This window comes from Aliiroseovarius pelagivivens, assembly GCF_900302485.1.
Lineage (GTDB): Bacteria > Pseudomonadota > Alphaproteobacteria > Rhodobacterales > Rhodobacteraceae > Aliiroseovarius > Aliiroseovarius pelagivivens.
Window position 1 is genome coordinate 1,135,112 of the sequence record NZ_OMOI01000001.1, and the last position, 18,645, is coordinate 1,153,756.

The 18,645-nt window shown below is 58.5% G+C and carries 17 protein-coding genes; 8 read left to right on the top strand and 9 right to left on the bottom strand.

Annotated elements, in window-relative coordinates:
* Positions 1 to 2: 2 nt before the first annotated feature.
* Complete coding sequence (locus tag ALP8811_RS05575; protein WP_108856160.1) at positions 3 to 779, bottom strand: SDR family oxidoreductase; 777 nt, start codon at positions 777 to 779, stop codon at positions 3 to 5.
* Complete coding sequence (bcoG, locus tag ALP8811_RS05580) at positions 776 to 1,687, bottom strand: 3-dehydrocarnitine:acetyl-CoA trimethylamine transferase BcoG (RefSeq protein ID WP_108856161.1); 912 nt, start codon at positions 1,685 to 1,687, stop codon at positions 776 to 778. Before bcoG ends, ALP8811_RS05575 begins: the two co-directional genes overlap by 4 nt.
* A gap of 82 nt (positions 1,688 to 1,769) precedes the next feature.
* On the opposite strand from bcoG, the gene ALP8811_RS05585 reads away from it, so the two are divergent.
* Positions 1,770 to 2,723 (top strand): GlxA family transcriptional regulator, encoded by a 954-nt coding sequence (locus tag ALP8811_RS05585; RefSeq protein WP_108856162.1) that lies wholly within the window; start codon positions 1,770 to 1,772, stop codon positions 2,721 to 2,723.
* Here the strand turns inward: ALP8811_RS05585 and ALP8811_RS05590 are convergent.
* Genes ALP8811_RS05590 through ALP8811_RS05605 form a run of 4 tightly spaced genes read right to left on the bottom strand, consistent with a single transcriptional unit; the run spans position 2,720 to position 6,774 of the window.
* Positions 2,720 to 3,376, bottom strand: coding sequence for an NnrU family protein (locus ALP8811_RS05590; RefSeq protein WP_108856163.1), 657 nt, complete (start codon positions 3,374 to 3,376; stop codon positions 2,720 to 2,722). The genes ALP8811_RS05585 and ALP8811_RS05590 overlap by 4 nt on opposite strands.
* Positions 3,377 to 3,427: 51 nt before the next feature.
* Complete coding sequence (locus tag ALP8811_RS05595; protein ID WP_108856164.1) at positions 3,428 to 4,390, bottom strand: glucokinase; 963 nt, start codon at positions 4,388 to 4,390, stop codon at positions 3,428 to 3,430.
* Positions 4,390 to 5,718, bottom strand: a complete 1,329-nt coding sequence (locus tag ALP8811_RS05600; RefSeq protein ID WP_108856165.1) for a GH1 family beta-glucosidase — start codon at positions 5,716 to 5,718, stop codon at positions 4,390 to 4,392. The genes ALP8811_RS05595 and ALP8811_RS05600 overlap by 1 nt, the downstream gene beginning before the upstream one ends.
* Positions 5,719 to 5,739: 21 nt before the next feature.
* Positions 5,740 to 6,774: a substrate-binding domain-containing protein gene (locus ALP8811_RS05605; RefSeq protein ID WP_108856166.1), complete on the bottom strand. Its 1,035-nt coding sequence runs from the start codon at positions 6,772 to 6,774 to the stop codon at positions 5,740 to 5,742.
* Between the two features lie 260 nt (positions 6,775 to 7,034).
* Here ALP8811_RS05605 and ALP8811_RS05610 point away from each other — a divergent pair, with 260 nt between their 5' ends.
* The 6 genes from ALP8811_RS05610 to prfB all read left to right on the top strand — a co-directional run bounded on the left by ALP8811_RS05610 (position 7,035) and on the right by prfB (position 14,659).
* Entirely contained in the window at positions 7,035 to 8,387 is a 1,353-nt protein-coding gene (locus ALP8811_RS05610; RefSeq protein WP_108857448.1) for an ABC transporter substrate-binding protein, read from the top strand.
* Positions 8,388 to 8,478: 91 nt separating this feature from the next.
* On the top strand, positions 8,479 to 9,474 hold the full coding sequence (locus ALP8811_RS05615; RefSeq protein WP_108856167.1) for a carbohydrate ABC transporter permease: 996 nt from the start codon (positions 8,479 to 8,481) through the stop codon (positions 9,472 to 9,474).
* A complete protein-coding gene (locus tag ALP8811_RS05620; protein WP_181363757.1) occupies positions 9,471 to 10,607 on the top strand; it encodes a carbohydrate ABC transporter permease in 1,137 nt (378 codons plus the stop codon). Before ALP8811_RS05615 ends, ALP8811_RS05620 begins: the two co-directional genes overlap by 4 nt.
* Before the next feature lie 3 nt (positions 10,608 to 10,610).
* Positions 10,611 to 12,245: an alpha-amylase family glycosyl hydrolase gene (locus tag ALP8811_RS05625; RefSeq protein ID WP_370738879.1), complete on the top strand. Its 1,635-nt coding sequence runs from the start codon at positions 10,611 to 10,613 to the stop codon at positions 12,243 to 12,245.
* A 2-nt stretch (positions 12,246 to 12,247) separates the two neighbouring features.
* Positions 12,248 to 13,357: an ABC transporter ATP-binding protein gene (locus ALP8811_RS05630; RefSeq protein WP_108856169.1), complete on the top strand. Its 1,110-nt coding sequence runs from the start codon at positions 12,248 to 12,250 to the stop codon at positions 13,355 to 13,357.
* A gap of 174 nt (positions 13,358 to 13,531) precedes the next feature.
* A complete protein-coding gene (gene prfB, locus ALP8811_RS05635; RefSeq protein WP_108856170.1) occupies positions 13,532 to 14,659 on the top strand; it encodes a peptide chain release factor 2 in 1,128 nt (375 codons plus the stop codon).
* Positions 14,660 to 14,728: 69 nt separating this feature from the next.
* On the opposite strand, the gene ALP8811_RS05640 is transcribed toward prfB, so the two are convergent.
* Positions 14,729 to 15,469, bottom strand: a complete 741-nt coding sequence (locus tag ALP8811_RS05640) for a lytic murein transglycosylase (protein ID WP_245924641.1) — start codon at positions 15,467 to 15,469, stop codon at positions 14,729 to 14,731.
* 325 nt (positions 15,470 to 15,794) lie between these two features.
* On the opposite strand from ALP8811_RS05640, the gene ALP8811_RS05645 reads away from it, so the two are divergent.
* Entirely contained in the window at positions 15,795 to 16,583 is a 789-nt protein-coding gene (locus ALP8811_RS05645) for a DUF2189 domain-containing protein (protein ID WP_108856172.1), read from the top strand.
* Between the two features lie 79 nt (positions 16,584 to 16,662).
* Here the strand turns inward: ALP8811_RS05645 and ALP8811_RS05650 are convergent, their stop codons facing one another.
* Together ALP8811_RS05650 and ALP8811_RS05655 are read right to left on the bottom strand one after the other, a co-directional pair.
* Entirely contained in the window at positions 16,663 to 17,181 is a 519-nt protein-coding gene (locus ALP8811_RS05650) for a bactofilin family protein (protein ID WP_108856173.1), read from the bottom strand.
* Positions 17,171 to 18,490: a M23 family metallopeptidase gene (locus ALP8811_RS05655; RefSeq protein WP_108856174.1), complete on the bottom strand. Its 1,320-nt coding sequence runs from the start codon at positions 18,488 to 18,490 to the stop codon at positions 17,171 to 17,173. The genes ALP8811_RS05650 and ALP8811_RS05655 overlap by 11 nt, the downstream gene beginning before the upstream one ends.
* Positions 18,491 to 18,645: the final 155 nt, after the last annotated feature.

The following is an 18,645-nucleotide window of genomic DNA, read 5'->3' on the forward strand; positions in this document are numbered from 1 at the left end:
GTCTATCCTACCAAGCTTTCTGTATGTCCATCGACGGCCAAGGCCTGACCCGAGACCTTGGAACTGGCGTCCGACGCCAAGAAAAGCGCCGTGTCTGCCAAATCATCCGCCGTGACCCATGTTTTCATCGCCACGCCCGTGACATAGCGTTTGCGCAGTTCTTCCGGGTCCAACCCGTGCGCCTCGGCCTCGCGGGTGATCACCCGTTCCATGCGCGGGCCTTCGACGGCTCCGGGGCAAAGCGCGTTGACGCGGATGCCATAGGGACCGAGCTCAGACGCCAGCGTTTTCATCAATCCAATCACGCCCCATTTGGCCGTCGCGTAAGGAGACCGCATGGGATAGCCCCAAAGACCCGCCGTGGACGACGTCAGAAGCATACTGCCGTTGCCCTGTTCTTTCATGTGACGCGCGGCCCAGCCGCAGGCCAGAAATGCCCCGTCCAGATTGGCCGAAAGGCAGGCCCGCCAATCTTCGAGTGACAAGTCCTCGATCGCCCCGGCCGGACCGCCGGTGCCGGCATTGGCGCACAGCATATCGACACCGCCCCAATGACTGTCGAGCTGGTCAAACAGCACCTGCATCTCGTCAGGCTGGGTCACATTGGCCGCAACCGAGATCACGCCGGGCAGGGCGCCTGCAGTTTCTACCAACGCCTCTGCGTCCATGTCGCAGATCGCGACCTTGGCTCCAGCCGCGTGGAAGCGACGGGCGAAACACGCGCCAATGCCGCTGCCGCCGGCAGTGATCAGAACGCGTTTTCCCTCAAGCCCGTTCATACAGGGGCTCGTTTGGTCAGGCCGAGCTTCGTGCGCACCTCGTCGGGACCAATGACCCGTGCGCCCATGCTTTCGATGATGCCGCGAGCGCGGGTGACAAGCTGTTCGTTTGTCGCCAACTCACCTTTCCCAAGCCACAGGTTGTCTTCCAGACCGACGCGCACGTTGCCGCCTGCCAGAACCGAGGCAGCTACATAGGCCATCTGATTGCGTCCCAGTCCGAAGGCTGAGAAGGTCCAGTCATCCGGCACGTTGTTCACCATTGCCATGAGGGTGTTCAGATCATCTGGAGCACCCCACGGCACACCCATGCAGAGCTGTACAAGGGCGTTGGGTTCCAAAACCCCTTCCTTCACCAGTTCTTTGGCGAACCAAAGATGGCCCGTGTCGAAGGCCTCGATTTCCGGCTTCACGCCTAGATCGGTCATCATCTGCCCCATGGCGCGCAGCATGCCGGGGGTGTTGGTCATGACATAGTCAGCCTCGGCGAAGTTCATCGTACCGCAATCCAGCGTGCAGATCTCGGGCAGGCATTCGGCGATATGCGCGACGCGTTCCTCGGCGCCCACCATATCTGTTCCCGCCGCATTCACTGGGAAGGGGGCGTCGGTCGGGCCGAAGGTGATGTCTCCGCCCATGCCGGCGGTCAGGTTCAGTACCACGTCGATATCGGCGTCACGGATGCGATCGGTCACTTCGCGATAGAGTTTCAGGTCGCGCGAGGGCGTGCCTGTTTCGGGGTCACGCACATGGCAATGGACCACGGCAGCCCCTGCTTTGGCGGCCGCAATGGCGCTGTCGGCAATCTCTTTCGGGCTGCGCGGCACATGGGGCGAGCGATCTTGGGTCGACCCCGAGCCGGTCACGGCGCAGGTGATGAAAACGTCTCGATTCATGGCAAGCGGCATCCTGTTCCCTCCTGATGCGGTATTTCACTTGTTCATGACAGGGGGAATTGACGCAAGACAATGTGCGGAGTTAGTAGATAATATGCGAAATTGGTCAAATTCAATCGCTGCAACGCGGCAAATCACGTTTTTAGTGTTCGAGCGGTTCTCGAACCACGGGTTAGCCAATTTGATGGAGCCTTTCCGCGCGGCCAATTCTCTTCTGCGCAGGCAGGCCTATCGTTGGCAGATCATCACGCCTGATGACGGGCCGGTGACATCTTCCAGCGGTTTGCCGGTGATGCCAACGATGCCACGTAAGGATCTGGGCCGGGGGGATCTGCTGTTCGTGATCTCGAGCTATGGCCAGAAAGAACTGGCGACACCGGCGGGCAGCGCCATGTTGCGGAGCCTCGCGCGTCAACACAGGCGCGTTGGCAGCATTGACACAGGCAGTTGGCTGTTGGCGCAGGCGGGACTGTTGGATGGTCGGCGCGCCACCATTCACTTCGACCTGAGCGACACCTTTGCCGAGCGCTTTCCTCAAGTTGATGTCGAGCGAATGCGCTGGGTTGAAGATGGCGACCGGATCACCTGTGGCGGGGCAATGGCCGGGTTTGATCTGGCCTGCGAGCTGATCGGACAGGATCATGGGACAGCCTTGGTGCTTGAGATCGGCCAGATGTTCCTGTCAGGAATGCCTGTTCAGCCGCGCACCGTGTCGCGTTTGGGTGGCGACCGCCGCGTGGATCGATGCTTGTCCGAGATGGCAGCCAATATCGAAACGCCCCTGTCTCTGCCCGAGCTTGCCCGCCGTGCCGGATGCCGTCAGCGGGATCTGGAACAGCGATTTCGCAAGCTGTTTGGGGCGTCACCGCAAAAGGTGTATCGGCGTCTCAGGCTGGATGCGAGCAAACGTATGTTGCAAGAGGGTGGTCTGGCTGTGGCTGAGGTGGCGTTGCGAAGTGGTTATGCCGATGCCAGCGCCTTTGCCCGCGCGTTCCGTGAAGAATACGGCGCGCCACCGCGTGCGTTTCTGGATCGAGGCGTGGGTTAGGGCAGCGGGTAGGCCCCGATGACTGGGCCGTGCAGTAGGATTAGAAGCACATAGACAGCAAGGCCAATGGCCAGTCGGAGCAGCCCGTTCAGGCTGGGCCGGATGTGTCGGGTGGTGGCCGACAGTCTTTGCCAGTTTTCCATGCCCAGAATGCGTTTCTGACGCCGGTCGATGATCCGCACGCCAAGGGCCGAGAATGCCGCGAATATCCCAAACAGGATCACGTGGGCCAGATTTCCGTTGGGCACGAGGTGTCCCAGCGCCCAGATCAGAAGCGCCATCAAAAGCGGGTGGCGCATCCAACCGATGATGCCGGGGGCTTGGGGGTCGAACCGATGATTGTCACGGCTTCCGAAAGACAACGGATTGGGCCGTGCGATGGCAAGAGCAGCTATGATTGACGCCACTGCCATTGCCAAAAGCGTTACATGGTTTTGCCATGGCGCCCATGGCCAAACTTGGATGATCGGAGCGCGATTTGCAGCGACGATGACAAAGCTAAGGGCCGCAAGGGACAGGGCTGAATATCCAAGCGTAAAGCCGCGCCCGCCCACGCGCGCCACGATGCGTGCCTTGTTTGCTGGGCGCACTGGGATCGAATGGGTCAGGAAAAACAATAGGATGGCAAGCGCGTAAATGGCCCAGTCTAGCATGATCCGTCCTTAAAGCTGTTTCGCATCGGTGCGCCTCAATCCGCGTCCGGTTTAGTGCGCAACGCGGAGCTTTTCCAAGAAACTGGCGCATCCCGTCAATGCGGCATAGTCGTCGGTCACAAGGCGGATCGGAAACTGATCCAGAAACGGTCCAAAGCGCCCTTTGTCCTGCCAAGCCGCCTCAAATCCGGTCTGCCCCAGCCAAGGGGTGATGGCGCGGGACATGCCGCCCACCAGATAGATCCCGCCGAAGGGCAGGGTGGTCAAAGCCAGATCGCCCAAGACGGTACCAAGGATGCAGCTGAAAAGGTTGATGGAGTCCTTCGCCATCTGGTCTCCTGCTGCTGCGGCAGCAAAAACCTGGGCTGATTTCGCACCGATGGGGTGGCCGACCTGATGGCAGAACCAGTCGTGACAATGCCCAAGCCCGCGCCCGGACAGGGCGTCTTCGATAGCGGCATGGCCGAAACGAGAGCGTAAGTACTCGGCGAAGGCAAATTGATCGGCTGTGCTGACGGGCAGTGTGGCATGACCACTTTCAGCAGGCGGAACAAGAGTTCCGCCCGGCGCCTGATAGGCGACGGCCGAGTTGAAACCGGTTCCAATGCCGACCACCAGATGTGCGGCCTCGGGGCTGGCATTCTGGCCCGTCTGGATGTCTTCTACACTCGCTGGGGCTAGAGATCCGACAGCATGGGCCTGAGCCTGAAGATCATTTAGAACATGGGCATCCGGTGCGCCGGTCGCGCGTGTCAGGGATGCACAATCGATCGTCCAATCCAGATTGGTCAGACATCCTTGCCCATCCCGAACCGGCCCAGCAATCGCGACGGCTACCTGCTCGAACTTCACGACATCATGGTCCTTCCGATAGGCCGTCAGGATCTCGGTCAGGCTTTCATGGCCTGCATTGGCAAACTTTTGGATGCTGTCAGGCGCAACCTGCCCGTCGAGCGCAATGGCAACACGGGTGTTGGTTCCGCCGACATCCGCGACGATAGAGTGGTGGGGCATCAGCTTTTCAAAGCCTCTTTGATAGCGCTAAACGATGCCTTCGGATAACGGTTTAGCGTCGCCCAGTCCACATGTATCAGTCCAAAACGTGGTGCATATCCAAGCGCCCATTCGTAATTGTCCAGAAGTGACCAGATGAAATAGCCCTTCACCGGCACACCCTGTGCCAAAGCCGCTTGGACTTGCCCGAGATGCGCCGCCAAATAAGCTATGCGGTCTGGATCCGACAGAGGGTTGCCCGACAGTTCCGTTTGTCCAGCCATACCGTTCTCAGTGACATAGATGGGAAGATCCCCGGTATACTCGTGCTGCATCATGGTCAGAAAGTGGGGTAGGCCCTCAGGATAGACCTCCCAGTTCATGGCCGTTTTGGGCAGAGGGCCTTCGACTTCGATTGTGGCAGGCCACGGTGCGTCCGTCGGGGCCGCGTCATAAAGCTTGCGGGTGTAATAATTCAGTCCGATCCAATCGATTGGTTGGGTGATGGTGTCAAAATCATCCTGCCAGCCCTCTGGCAGATGCGGCTCAAGGCCCCCCAGCACTTCGTCCGGGTAGTAGCCCTTGGTGATGCCTGAGATGAAAAACCGGTTATAGATCGCATCCTGAACCTGCGCGGCTTGATGTGATCCATCCGTTGCCTGTGCTGGCGCCGCGAACTCCATATTGCAGACGGCCCCAAGGTTCTTCATGCCAAGCTCACGCATGACCTGCGTCGCGCGGCCGTGAGCAAGCAGCACATGATGCATGGCGCGGGCAGTGGCGCGGATGTCGCGCATGCCCGGCGCGTGCGCCCCTTCAAAGTGCGACAGCCAAGATACGCACCACGGTTCGTTGATGGGGGCGGCGGACCAGACACGATCCCCGATGCGGGACATGATGACCTCGGTATAGTCTGCAAACCAGTTGGCGATGTCGCGATTGCGCCAGCCGCCAAGATCGGACAGGGCCGAGGGTAGCTCCCAGTGATACAGTGTCGCGGCGGGTTTGATCCCGCGCTCGAGCAGCCCATCAATCAGGCGATCATAGAAATCCAAGCCTTGTGCATTTGGCGTACCGCGCCCGTCAGGCAAGACACGCGCCCAGCTTGTTGAAAAGCGATAGACGTCGAACCCGGCGGCTTTCAGCAGGTTCAAATCCTCGTCCATACGGTGCAGATGATCGCAGGCGATGGCTCCGTTCTCGGCCCCCTCAACATTTCCCGGTGTCGCGGCGAAATCATCCCAATGCGTGCGTCCGGCGCCGCCAGCGGCATGGCCCTCGATCTGATAGGCCGATGTTGCAGCCCCGAACAGGAAATCATGTGGGAAATCAGAGCGATGTGGCAGCATCAGCTTTGGTCCTTTGGTAGGTTACGGTTGTCGTTCGCGGCGTATCGGACCGGTGGAGAGGCCTAGGGTCAGTTCAGCTTCCAAAAGCAACTCGGTCGGCCCGTCCTTGCCGTTTATGATGTCGATCAGCATCTGGGCTGCATGTCGCCCTGCCTCACGCACAGAAGAGCGCGTCGAGGTGTAAACAGGGATGTCCGAGCCGTTGCGGAAATAGCTGAGGTCATCGTCATAGGTGATGAGCGATACGTCGCGGCCCATGGTCAGGCCCAGCTCTTCGATGCCTCGACGAACGCCAATCGCCATGATCATCGAGCTTACAAGAATTGCCGTAGGAGGGTCTTGGCGGCCCAGGAGGGATCGGGTCAGGTCGTGGCCTTGAGCCTCGGTCATTTCGGCGGAAAACATCAGGGTCGGATCTGGTGTGATGCCGCGCGAGGCCATTGCGGCCTCGTATCCGGCACGCCGGCGGGCAGCAAAGTCCATGTGCTCTAACCCGTTCAGCAGGGCGATGCGTTTGTGACCCAGATCGAGCAGAAGTTCGGTCGCGCGCTGGAAGGCGCGGGTGTTGTTCACGTCAACCCAAGCATAATGGGCAGTCGCATTCGAACTGCGCCCATGGACCACATAGGGTAGCCCCAGATCGTTCAAGAAGGGTATGCGTTGGTCATCCAGGCTGGGCGCGTGAATGATCAGCCCATCCACGTTCCGCTTAGTCGCAAAGCTGCGATAGGCCTGTTCTTCGTCATCATCGGACACAACGGACAACAGCATGTCATAGCCATTGCGCGAGTACACTTCGCCCGCGCCAGCAGTGAAGTCCGCAAAGATCGGGTTCACCATCTCGTGCTTTGCGCTGATGGGAATGACGTGGCCAATGGCCATAGCGCGGCCCGTGGCCAGAGCACGGGCGCGAGTGTTGGGGGCGTAGCCGTGGGCGCGGGCGGCGGCGGCGACCTTCTTGCGCGTGGCTTCGGACACTTCGGGATAGCCGTTCAAGGCACGGCTGACCGTGGTCGGCGAAAGCCCGAGAAGATCAGAGAGTTCCTTGAGGGTCATACATAGTTTCCAAAGCGGTTTGAATTGGCGGATTGGTTGAAGGTCAACGGCGTTAAACACCACGCTATTCCCGTGTACGTATTAATGTAAAGGCTAAAAGTTAACGAAATGATGGCGCTAACATGCCTGTTGACAGGAATCGGGATACAGGTAACTGTGAGGTATTCAAAGCGCTTTGGGAGATTTCTGCTCCGCAGGGCGCACCGGATTGTTCCGGTCTAATGATCATCGGATCCGATGAGATGTCGTGGGAGGACATTATGAAGAACATGTTTTATGCAAGCGCTGCCGCGCTGGCCTTGTCGGCTGGTGCCGGATTAGCTGACGGGCACCTGAAGTTTGCGCCGGGCGACGGAGCCTTTACCTGGGCAAGCTTTGAAGCGTTGAAGTCGATGGACCTGTCGGGCGAGACCATTACCGTGCTTGGCCCTTGGCTTGGTCCGGACAAAGAGCTGGTTGAAAGCGTGATTGGCTATTTCGAAGCCGCCACCGGTGCGGATGTCCAGTATTCCGGCTCGGACAGTTTTGAACAGCAAATCGTGATTGATGCCGAAGCAGGCAGCGCGCCCAACATCGCGGTGTTCCCGCAGCCGGGTCTTGCCGCGGATTTGGCGTCGAAAGGGTACCTGTCGGTGTTGCCAGATGGAACAGCGGACTGGGTTCGTGAAAACTATGCTGCTGGCCAAAGCTGGGTCGATCTGGGCACCTATGCCGGAAAAGACGGTAGCCCGGCCCATTATGGTTTCTTCTACAAGGTCGATCTGAAGTCACTGGTTTGGTACGTGCCTGAAAACTTCGAGGATGCGGGCTATGACGTGCCGCAGACGATGGAAGAACTGAAAGCACTGACGGATCAAATCGTGGACGATGGAAGTGTGCCGTGGTGCATCGGCTTGGGATCTGGCGGGGCGACTGGCTGGCCGGCGACCGATTGGGTCGAGGACATGATGCTACGCACGCAGACGCCTGCAGACTATGATGCGTGGGTTTCGAATGATCTGAAATTCGATGACCCCAAAGTGGTCGCCGCGATCGAAGAATTCGGCGCGTTCGCTCGCAATGACGCATATGTCTCGGGTGGGGCAGGAGCGGTCGCAACCACCGATTTCCGCGACAGCCCGCAAGGCATGTTCGCGTCGCCTCCGCAGTGCTACATGCACCGTCAGGCCAGCTTTATTCCCAGCTTCTTCCCCGAAGGGACCGAAGTGGGTGTGGATGCCGACTTCTTCTACTTCCCGGCCTATGAGGGCAAGGATCTGGGCAAACCCGTATTGGGCGCGGGTACAGTTTGGGCGATCACGTCCGACAGCAAGGGTGCTCAGGCCTTCATGGACTTCCTGAAATCCCCCATCGCGCACGAGGTCTGGATGGCGCAGACCGGGTTCCTAACCCCACATAAGGGCGTGAACACCGGCGTTTACACGGATCCGACCGTGGCCAAGATGAATGACATCCTGTTGAACGCAGACACGTTCCGGTTTGACGGATCGGACCTGATGCCGGGTGCCGTTGGTGCAGGCGTCTTCTGGACGGGCATGGTGGACTATGCAGGTGGCAAAGACGCGGCGGAAGTTGCGGCGTCCATCCAGTCCACCTGGGACTCGATCAAGTAACCCGGACCTGAACAAACTGACCCCGGCGGCGCGTTCGCCGGGGCGATTTATCCAAACCGAATGATCAGCAGTTCGGTTGGAAGGGGGAGACATGCAACAAGCAATCTTTGCGGTAGCGACGATCATTATCGGTGTGTTTGGGTGTGTCGCCTATTTCTATTTCTCAAATCTTCTTCTTGACCGGATGCTTCCGGCTAAAGGGCCCAATGCTGGGCGCAACATCAACCGGGCGAACGCTATCCGCCCGTGGCTTTTCGTCTTCCCAGCTTTGGCGATCTTGTCGATCTACCTGCTGTATCCCGTGTTTTCGACCTTCTACTTGTCTTTGCATGACAGCCGAGGGCAATTCGTCGGTGCGGACAACTATACATGGCTTGCCGGAGACGAGAAGTTTCGTGAAAGCCTTGTAAACAACTTGCTGTGGTTGCTCGTCGTGCCTGCCGCCTCGACCTTTTTCGGATTGGTTGCGGCCGGGCTGACAGATCGCATCAAATGGGGGCAGCTTGCGCAAAGCCTTGTGTTCATGCCCATGGCCATCAGCTTTGTTGGTGCGGCGGTAATCTGGAAGTTCATCTATGACTATCGCGGTGACAATCAGGGCGAACAGATCGGCCTGCTGAACGCGCTGTTCGAGATGTTCGGCGGTGATCCGCAAGCGTGGATTACGCTGCCCTTCTGGAACAACTTCTTTCTGATGGCGATCCTTGTCTGGATCCAGACGGGCTTTGCGATGGTGATCCTGTCGGCCGCCCTGAAAGGCATCAGTGAAGAAACGATCGAGGCCGCCTATCTTGATGGCGCCAGCCCGCTTCAGGTCTTCTTCAAGATCAAAATCCCGCAGATCTGGGGCACCATTGCGGTGGTGTGGACGACGATCACTGTGACCGTTCTGAAGGTCTTCGACATCGTTTTTGCCATGACCAACGGCCAATGGGGCACGCAGGTTTTGGCCAATCTCATGTATGACTGGATGTTCCGCGGATCGCCTGATTTCGGGCGGGGCTCGGCCATCGTGGTGGTGATCATGCTTCTGGTGACGCCGGTCATGGTCTGGAATATCTACAACGCTCATAAGGAGTCACGCTGATGGATATGGCAGGAGGCAAATCCCGCCTGACATGGGCGGTCAACCTGTCGGCAGCGCTGCTGGTGTTGCTGTGGATCATCCCGACCGTTGGGCTGCTGATCAGTTCGTTCCGCGACAGGGACGCGATTTCGACCTCGGGCTGGTGGACGGCTTTGTCCGCATCTGAAAAGAACGTGATCGAGCGGGCTTTGGCCCCCGGTGAAGCCAAGCCGGAAGGCGATCTGTGGGTGATCGAAGGCCAGGTGCTGGCAGGGCAGGGCGTTTCCGTCACGGCCTTTGGCATTACCTCGAAAGAGCCCGAGGCCTTTTCGCCCGGAGATACGGCCACCCACGCACGAGGGCATACAATCACCGTGCAGGCTGATGGTCGCTATCGCATTGAATACGCAGAAGAACCCAGCGGAAGCCGTGGACAGCGTCTGTTTGTGCGGGCTGAAACGCCGCCCGGCTTTACGCTGGATAACTACCGCGAGGTTCTGTTCGCCGAAGGCATGGGGCGGTCTCTTCTGAACACGCTCACCGTGACAATCCCCGCAACAATCATTCCGGTGCTTGTGGCTGCCTTCGCCGCCTACGCGCTGGCATGGATGGAAATGCCGGGCCGTGCGCTGCTGGTCGCTGCCGTGGTGGGCCTTCTGGTCGTGCCGCTTCAGGTCGCGTTCATTCCGCTTCTGAAACTTCATATCGGGGTTGGGCTGGGCAAAGGGTATCTGGGCATATGGCTTGCGCATACAGGGTTCGGATTACCCTTAGCGGTCTTCCTGTTGCGAAACTATATGGTCGGACTGCCCGGAGAGATCATCGAAAGCGCCCGTGTGGACGGTGCCACCGATTTCCAGATCTTTCGCCGCATCATCCTGCCGCTTTCTTTCCCGGCGCTGGCATCCTTCGCGATCTTCCAGTTCCTGTGGGTCTGGAATGACCTGCTGGTCGCCAAGGTGTTCCTTGGTACCGGAGAGGATCAGGTGGTGATGACCGGTCGCATCGTGGACCTTCTGGGCTCGCGCGGGGGCGACTGGGAGATCTTGGCCGCCTCGGCCTTTGTGTCGATCGCGGTGCCGATCTTCGTTTTCTTCTCACTCCAACGCTATCTCGTGCGCGGCCTGCTGGCCGGATCAGTCAAAGGGGGCTGACACATGAACGCAACCGTTTCTCAACAGGATATGAGACATCTGACCAAAGACCCCGACTGGTGGCGTGGCGCGGTGATCTATCAGGTTTATCCGCGCAGCTATCAGGACGATAATGGCGATGGGGTCGGCGATCTGGCGGGGATCACCCGCCGTCTGCCGCATATCGCGTCACTGGGCGTGGACGCAGTCTGGATCTCGCCGTTCTTCACCTCTCCGATGAAGGATTTCGGTTATGACGTGTCGGATTATTGCGACGTGGACCCGATGTTCGGCTCGCTCACTGAGTTCGACCAGCTGATCAGCAGCGCGCATGGGCTTGGTCTGAAGGTGATGATCGATCTGGTGCTCAGCCACACGTCAGACCAGCATGCGTGGTTCATGGAAAGCCGTCAGGACCGCACCAATGACCGCGCCAACTGGTATGTCTGGGCGGACCCGAAACCGGATGGGACACCTCCCAACAATTGGTTGTCGATCTTTGGTGGCCCGGCGTGGCAGTGGGACGGGAAGCGCGAGCAGTATTACCTGCACAACTTCCTGACCTCGCAGCCCGACCTGAATTTCCACGACCTTCACGTGCAAGAGGCGCTGCTGGATGTGGCCCGATTCTGGTTGGAGCGTGGTGTGGACGGGTTCCGTCTGGATACGATCAACTTCTACACCCATGACGCCCAGCTGCGTGATAACCCGCCGCTGGCGCCCGAGGATCGCAACAGTACCATTGCGCCCGCGGTGAACCCCTATAACCACCAGGAACACCTTTACGACAAGAACCGGCCCGAGACGCTGGAATTCCTGCGCAAACTGCGTGCAGTGATGGAGCCTTACGGCGCCGCAGCCGTCGGCGAAGTGGGTGACGCCCAACGCGGGCTCGAGATTATGGGCGAATATACGCGCGGTGATGATCTGGTGCAGATGTGTTATGCGTTCGAACTGTTGTCAGGCGATCAACCTGACGCGACCCGCGTGGCCGAGGTGATGCACAAAGTGGCCGAGGTCGCGCCGGATGGCTGGGCCTGTTGGGCCTATTCGAACCATGACGTCGCCCGCCACGCCACCCGTTGGGAGCTATCAGATCAGGCCCAACGCCTGTTTGTCACGCTTCTGATGTCCCTGCGCGGCTCTGCCTGCATCTATCAGGGAGAAGAGCTGGGGCTGGCCGAGGCCGAGGTCGCGTTCGAAGACCTGCAGGACCCCTATGGCATCGCCTTCTGGCCCGAGTTTAAAGGCCGCGATGGCTGCCGTACGCCGATGGTGTGGTCGGCCGAAGCCCCGCAAGGTGGGTTCTCGTCCAATGCTGACACTTGGCTTCCGGTCGCTGCCGATCATCTGCCCATGGCGGTCGATCAGGCCGAGGCCCGCAATGACGCCTTGATCCATCACTATCGTGATGTCATCGCCTTGCGCCGCGCCCATCCTGCGCTTGCCAAGGGCGAGATGCTGGATCTTGTGGCGGATGGCTCGCTTTTGCAGTTCGAACGCCAACACGGGGACGAACGGGTCCTGTGTCAGTTCAACCTAGGTAAAGCGCCGATCACGACCGACCGTCCCGGCGGAGACTGGCAGGTGCTGGTTGGGGAAGACGCAGGCGAAATCCCGGCGTGGGGTGCGCTGATCATGAAAAAGAAAGAGGTGTAGCCATGGCTGATCTGAAGCTGACAGATGTTGTCAAAAGCTATGGCAACGTGAACGTACTGAACGACATTGATCTGGAGATCCAGACCGGCGAACTGATCGTCTTTGTCGGGCCCTCGGGATGCGGGAAATCCACACTCCTTCGCATGATCGCAGGGCTCGAGAAGATCACCGAGGGTACGTTGGAAATTGATGGCGAGATCGTGAACGATGTGCCGCCCAGCCAGCGCGGGATTGCGATGGTGTTCCAGTCCTATGCGCTCTATCCGCATATGACTGTGCGCGACAACATGGCGTTTGCGCTGAACATCGCCAAGAAACCCAAGGCCGAGATTGATGCCGCCGTCGACAAGGCTGCGAACGCTTTGCAGCTTGGGCCGTATCTTGACCGGTTGCCCAAAGCCCTGTCCGGTGGGCAGCGACAGCGGGTCGCCATTGGCCGCGCGATTGTGCGCGATCCCAAGGTCTATCTGTTTGATGAACCGCTTTCGAACCTTGATGCCGCGTTGCGGGTTGCGACCAGAATTGAAATCGCGCAGTTGAAAGAAGCAATGCCGGACAGCACGATGATCTATGTGACCCATGATCAGGTCGAGGCGATGACGCTGGCGGATCGGATCGTGGTTCTGGCCAACAAGGGCATCGCGCAGGTGGGCAGCCCGCTGGAGCTGTATGAACGCCCCCGGACCGAATTCGTGGCACAGTTCATCGGCTCGCCCGCGATGAACTTGCTGTCGGGAAAGATCACTGCCACTGGCGACAAAACGCAGGTGACGTTGGATGCAGGTGGCGTCGCCGAGACCGAGATTGCCTCGACCGACGCCGATATGGGGCGCACCGTCAATCTGGGCGTCCGGCCCGAGGATTTCGTGCTGGCCGACGGGGACGCGATCTATGAAGGCAAGGTCGAGATTGTCGAGGCTTTGGGCGAGGTTTCTCTTTTATATCTGCCTGCTAAAATGTCGGTGGGCGAGGGTGCGGATAGCGCCAACCAGACCCATTTGATCGCCAAGCTTCCCGGTATCCATGCCGAGTTGAAAGGCCAGCGCGTACGTCTGACGGCAGATCCGGCGAAGCTTCAAGTTTTTGCCGATGGATTGACCATGCGGACATAAGACGCGGTCTGCATCCCTCCTCACCACTCGCAGTGCCATCAGGGTCGCAAGGGAAGATGCCCTTGCGACCCTTTCGTTTGCGCAGGGCGCGCGTGCAGGGCGCCCATCCGCGCTTGCTCATCGGCTCCCTGATTGATATTGCGAGGGACGAGATTTCGGACAGGGAACACACCCATGCGGGCAGAGGCTCAGAACAACGTTGATGCAATCGAAAAATCCTTGGCGCTGTTGCGTCAACGGATCGGTTGGGAAACGGCTGAACATCGTCTTGAGGAATTCAACGCGATGACTGAAGACCCGGACCTGTGGAATGATCCCGACCGGGCGCAAAAACTGATGCGCGAGCGTCAGGGGCTTCTGGATAGCGTGAACAGCTATAAAGCCATGGCGCAAGAGATGCAGGACAATGTGGACCTGATCGAACTGGGCGAGATGGAAGAAGATGACGAAGTTGTCGCGGACGCCGAAGCATCGCTGAAGGCGTTGGTCGAAAGGGCCGCCGCTGCCGAGCTGGAAGCGCTTCTCGATGGCGAGGCCGACAGCAATGACACCTTCCTCGAGATTAACTCGGGCGCGGGTGGCACGGAAAGCTGCGACTGGGCGTCGATGCTGGCGCGTATGTATGTGCGGTGGGCCGAAAAGCAGGGCTATAAGGTCGAGCTTCAATCGGAAAGCGCCGGCGAAGAGGCGGGAATCAAATCCGCGTCCTACAAAATCTCGGGCCACAACGCCTATGGCTGGCTTAAATCTGAAAGCGGCGTGCATCGTCTGGTACGGATCTCGCCTTATGACTCGGCGGCCAAGCGCCACACCTCGTTCAGTTCAGTTTGGGTCTATCCGGTGGTCGACGATAATATCGAGATCGAGGTGAACCCATCCGACATTCGGATCGACACCTACCGGTCCTCAGGCGCGGGTGGTCAGCACGTGAACACGACGGACTCTGCTGTACGGATCACCCACATTCCCACAGGGATCGTCACGACCAGCTCGGTCAAGTCGCAGCACCAAAACCGCGACATCGCCATGAAAGCGCTGAAATCGCGCCTGTATCAGATGGAGTTGGACCGCAGGAACGCCGCGATCAACGAAGCGCATGAAAACAAGGGCGATGCGGGCTGGGGCAACCAGATCCGGTCTTATGTTCTTCAGCCTTACCAGATGGTGAAAGACCTGCGCACTGGGCACGAGACCTCGGACACCAAAGGGGTGTTGGACGGCGACTTGAACGCGTTCATGGCCTCGGTTTTGGCGCAAGATGTGGCCGGCAAATCGCGGGCCGAAGCCAACACGGACGACTAAACAAGACCTGAAGAAACAAAAAGCCCCGACCAGCGTCTCTGACCGGGGCTTTGTTGTTTTCTCAGTGTCTTAGCCGTCGATCTTGGCAGCCATGATCGCGATGGCTTGCTGATAGACCGTCGCTGCATTCCATTCCTTGATCACGCGGAAATTTGGTTGGCCTTCTTGATAGCCTTTGCCCGGCTTCCAGCCTTTCTTGCGCAGGAAGTTCGCGGTGGTCGCCATCGCGTCTGCCAGATTATACAGATCCACACGCCCATCGCCCGAAGCGTCGACACCATATTTGTACGCATTGCCCGGTAGGAATTGGGTATGGCCTAGTTCGCCATGTTTGGCGCCGAGCGTGTTGCTGCTGATCGTTCCCTGATCCACCAACTTCAATGCACCGATCGCGTGGGGTTTAAAGAAATCCGAGCGACGGCAGTCGTAAGCCAACGTCGTGATCGCTGATACAACCGGCGTATCGCCCATAAAGCCACCAAACCCGGTTTCCATCCCGTGAATTGCCAATAGGACTCCTGCGGGAACGCCATAGCGTTTCTCGAGAGATTGATAGAACTTTGGGCTCTTCGCCAACCGCTTGCGCCCCTGCGCCTCGATCGTGGCAGACCCCCGAATCTGCATGAACTTGGACAAGGAGTAGCGGAAGGATTTCTGATTGCGATCTGCACTGATTGTCGTCGACGAGTATCTGGTAGCGGCCAGCGCCTGTAACCCACGTTTTCCAACGCCCGCCTTTTGGGCCTGTCTGGCAAAATCGGTTTTCCATGCTTCGAACCCCGCAGAGGTGTTCCCGCATTTGGCTGCCATGGCCGCGCCTGAGGTCAGGCAGATGGTGCACCCTATGGCGACGAGCTTTTTCAGAAATGGCATTTTCAAAATCCTGTCACTCAATGATTCGGGGTGGGTCGCTTAGTAAGCAGCCGCACAAATGAAACCTAATCCACGAAAGCGTGTTCGCGGTATCCGGGTCAAGCATTTGTTCTTTCTCGTTGAGGGACGCTGCCGATTTATAGGGGTCTTCAATGTGTTGGACAGCACGATTAACGCGTTCATAAACTTGACGGATCGCAATTGACCCGCAACACTCGATCTGCGCGCGAAAAGATAAAAAAGAAACGTGCAGGGAGGAAAAATGTCTGACGCAACCACTTTGGAGGCCTCGTCGCCGCCAAGTATCCAATCCATTTCCATTTCGGATGTGCTGTCAGCCTTAAAATCAGGAATACAGGATTTCAAAAACGCGCCAGCCTTTGGGCTGTTTTTTGCGCTGTTTTTCGTGCTCGGCGGCATTGTCCTGTTTCTTGAGTTCGAGGTGATGGATCAGAGCTATTGGATCATTCCAGTGGCCTTCGGCTTCCCTTTTCTGGCCCCCTTTCTGGCTGTCGGACTGTATGAAGTCAGTCGCAGATTGGAAAAAGATGCCCCGCTGGACTGGGCTCAAATCCTGGGCGTGGTGTTCAATCAGAAAGACCGGCAGTTTCCGTCGATTGCGATGGTGCTGATCATGGGTTTTCTGTTCTGGATCTTCGTGGCGCATATCGTGTTCATGCTTTTCATGGGGTTGCAGCCCATGACGAATATCACGTCGAACTGGCAAGATGCCCTGCTTAACAGCAACGGAATCACGATGCTGGCCGTGGGGAGTGCGGTTGGGGGTGTCATGGCCTTTGTGGCCTTTGCCCTGACCGTTTGTAGCCTGCCGATGCTTCTCGATCGTGAAATGGATTTCATCTCGGCCATGATCTATTCGTTTCAGTCCGTGATGCATAACCTTGTCCCGATGCTGTTCTGGGGGGCTTTGATCACGGTGCTGATGGTGCTGTCGATGCTGCCACTGTTTCTGGGGCTGTTCATCGTCTTGCCCATTCTGGGTCACGCTACCTGGCACCTGTATCGCAAAGTCATGTCCTTCGAGGACTGAATACAGAGGCAGTAGAAATAACAAAAGGCCGCCCATCGGGCGGCCTTTGCATTGGATCTAACCAAATAATATCTAAGGCTTAGCCTTTTTCAGCTGGGGCAGGCGCCGCAGGCTGAATTTTCTTTGCGCCACCCGACAGAGGGTCGTCTTGACGCTGAACCGAACCTTCGAAATGCGCTCCGCTTTCGATGGCGATGGTCTTGTGAATGATGTCACCTTCAACACGTGCAGTGGCAGTCAGACGTACCTTCAGGCCACGCAGGCGGCCTACGATGCGGCCGTTGATCACCACGTCGTCGCCAACCACTTCACCACGTACGGTGGCGCCTTCGCCAATGGTCAGCTGGTGGGCGCGGATATCGCCTTCAACGGTGCCTTCGACGATGATGTCGCCGGTCGACTTGATATCGCCCTTGATGACGATGTCCGACGACAGGGTCGATGCGGGCGGCTTGGCTTTCGGGGTCGAAGACGGCACGGGCGGTGTGGACGCCTTTGGGGGGATGGCCGGCTTGTCAGCGGCGGGTGCCGCAGCGGTTTTGGTGTCCTGACCGCCGGCTTTGGGGCCAGGCTCGTTGATCTTGCTTTTAGAAAACATCGCGTGCTGCCTTGATATAAATCATGGGGTTGATGGGACGACCGCCCACGCGCACTTCATAATGAAGATGCGGCCCGGTCGAGCGTCCACTGTTTCCAATATCACCAATTCGATCCCCGCGCGAGACCCTTTGTCCTTTACGCACGTTCATGCGCGACAAATGGGCGTAACGGGTTTCGATACCGAATTCGTGTTGGATTTTGATAAGCCGCCCATAGCCCGAAGACCAAGCGGCGTGAATGACGACCCCATCTGCTGGTGCATAGATCGGGGTTCCGATGGGGGCGGCGAAGTCAGTACCGTTATGCATCCGGCCCCAGCGGGTGCCAAAACCCGAGGTGAAGCGGAAACCCGACTTCACAGGCATGCCAAAGGGCATCTTCTGGGCGGCAATGCGATACAGGTTCATGCGATCAAGCTCGCCCAGAATGCGGTTGGCGCGTTCTGTATCAGCGTCCGGAGCACCGCCGCTGGTGGATAGGATCAGCGGGGTCAGCGGACCGCCCTGACCGGAATAGCCCCGGCGGATCTGGCCCAGAATGTTGTCGACGGACATGCCGGACTTGGAAAACATCTTATCCAGCGGCTCCAGCGAGATCGACACTGCGTCTTCGAGCTGGCGGAAAATCTGGTCATTGCGCTCTTCACGAAGGCGCGCTTCGTACATCATGTCTTGGGCGAACTTCTCGGCGTCGGCTGCGTTGGCGGCGACCTTGTCGCGCTCGGCTGCGGTGCGGGACAGCTCTTCCGTCATGAAGGTCAGCGTGGCATTGCTGGCAATGGATGTAGCACCCGGGGTGGCATTATCCGCGTTTTCGCGGGCCTCAGCGAGAACCTCTTCCAAGCTGCCTTTGGCCAGATCGCGTTCGCCGATGGTGCGGCGGAGGGTGGACTGGATGACACCAATTCCGGTTTCCAACTCGCGGCGGCGTTCTTCTGACGCCAGAAGCTCGCTTTGCATTTCCGAGATCTGCGATAGTGCCAGATTGAACCGCTCTTGGGCTGCGATGGCCTCGGAGGTTCGGGCGTCACGTTCTTCGGACAGGGTTTGGACGCGCTGTTCGTAAAGCTGTTTGTCACGCTGTGCTTGGTCGCGCAGGTTGCCCGATCCGATCGAATCCATCAACAAAACCGCGGTGGCGATGATCGACCACGCAAAGAATGCGGCGGATCCGGTCCAGCCAAGGGCCTGCGTCAGCGGCGACAGCCGGATGAATCGCGTACCTTCTTCGGATCTCAGGAACAGGCGTTGCTCGGGAAACGCCCGCTCAAGAAAATGATTGGTCTTGTTGATCAAATGGTTATGCAATGCGCAATCCCCAGTGTCTTCCCTACGTCCCCTGCCTGCGGTGAATGGTTGCTCTTAAGGGCGTACCGTCAGACCCGAGGTGCTTAGCGTGGAGCCTTCGATCACGCAAGAAAATTTGGGAAATTCATCGGCTTGTCGCAATAAAACGGGCGATT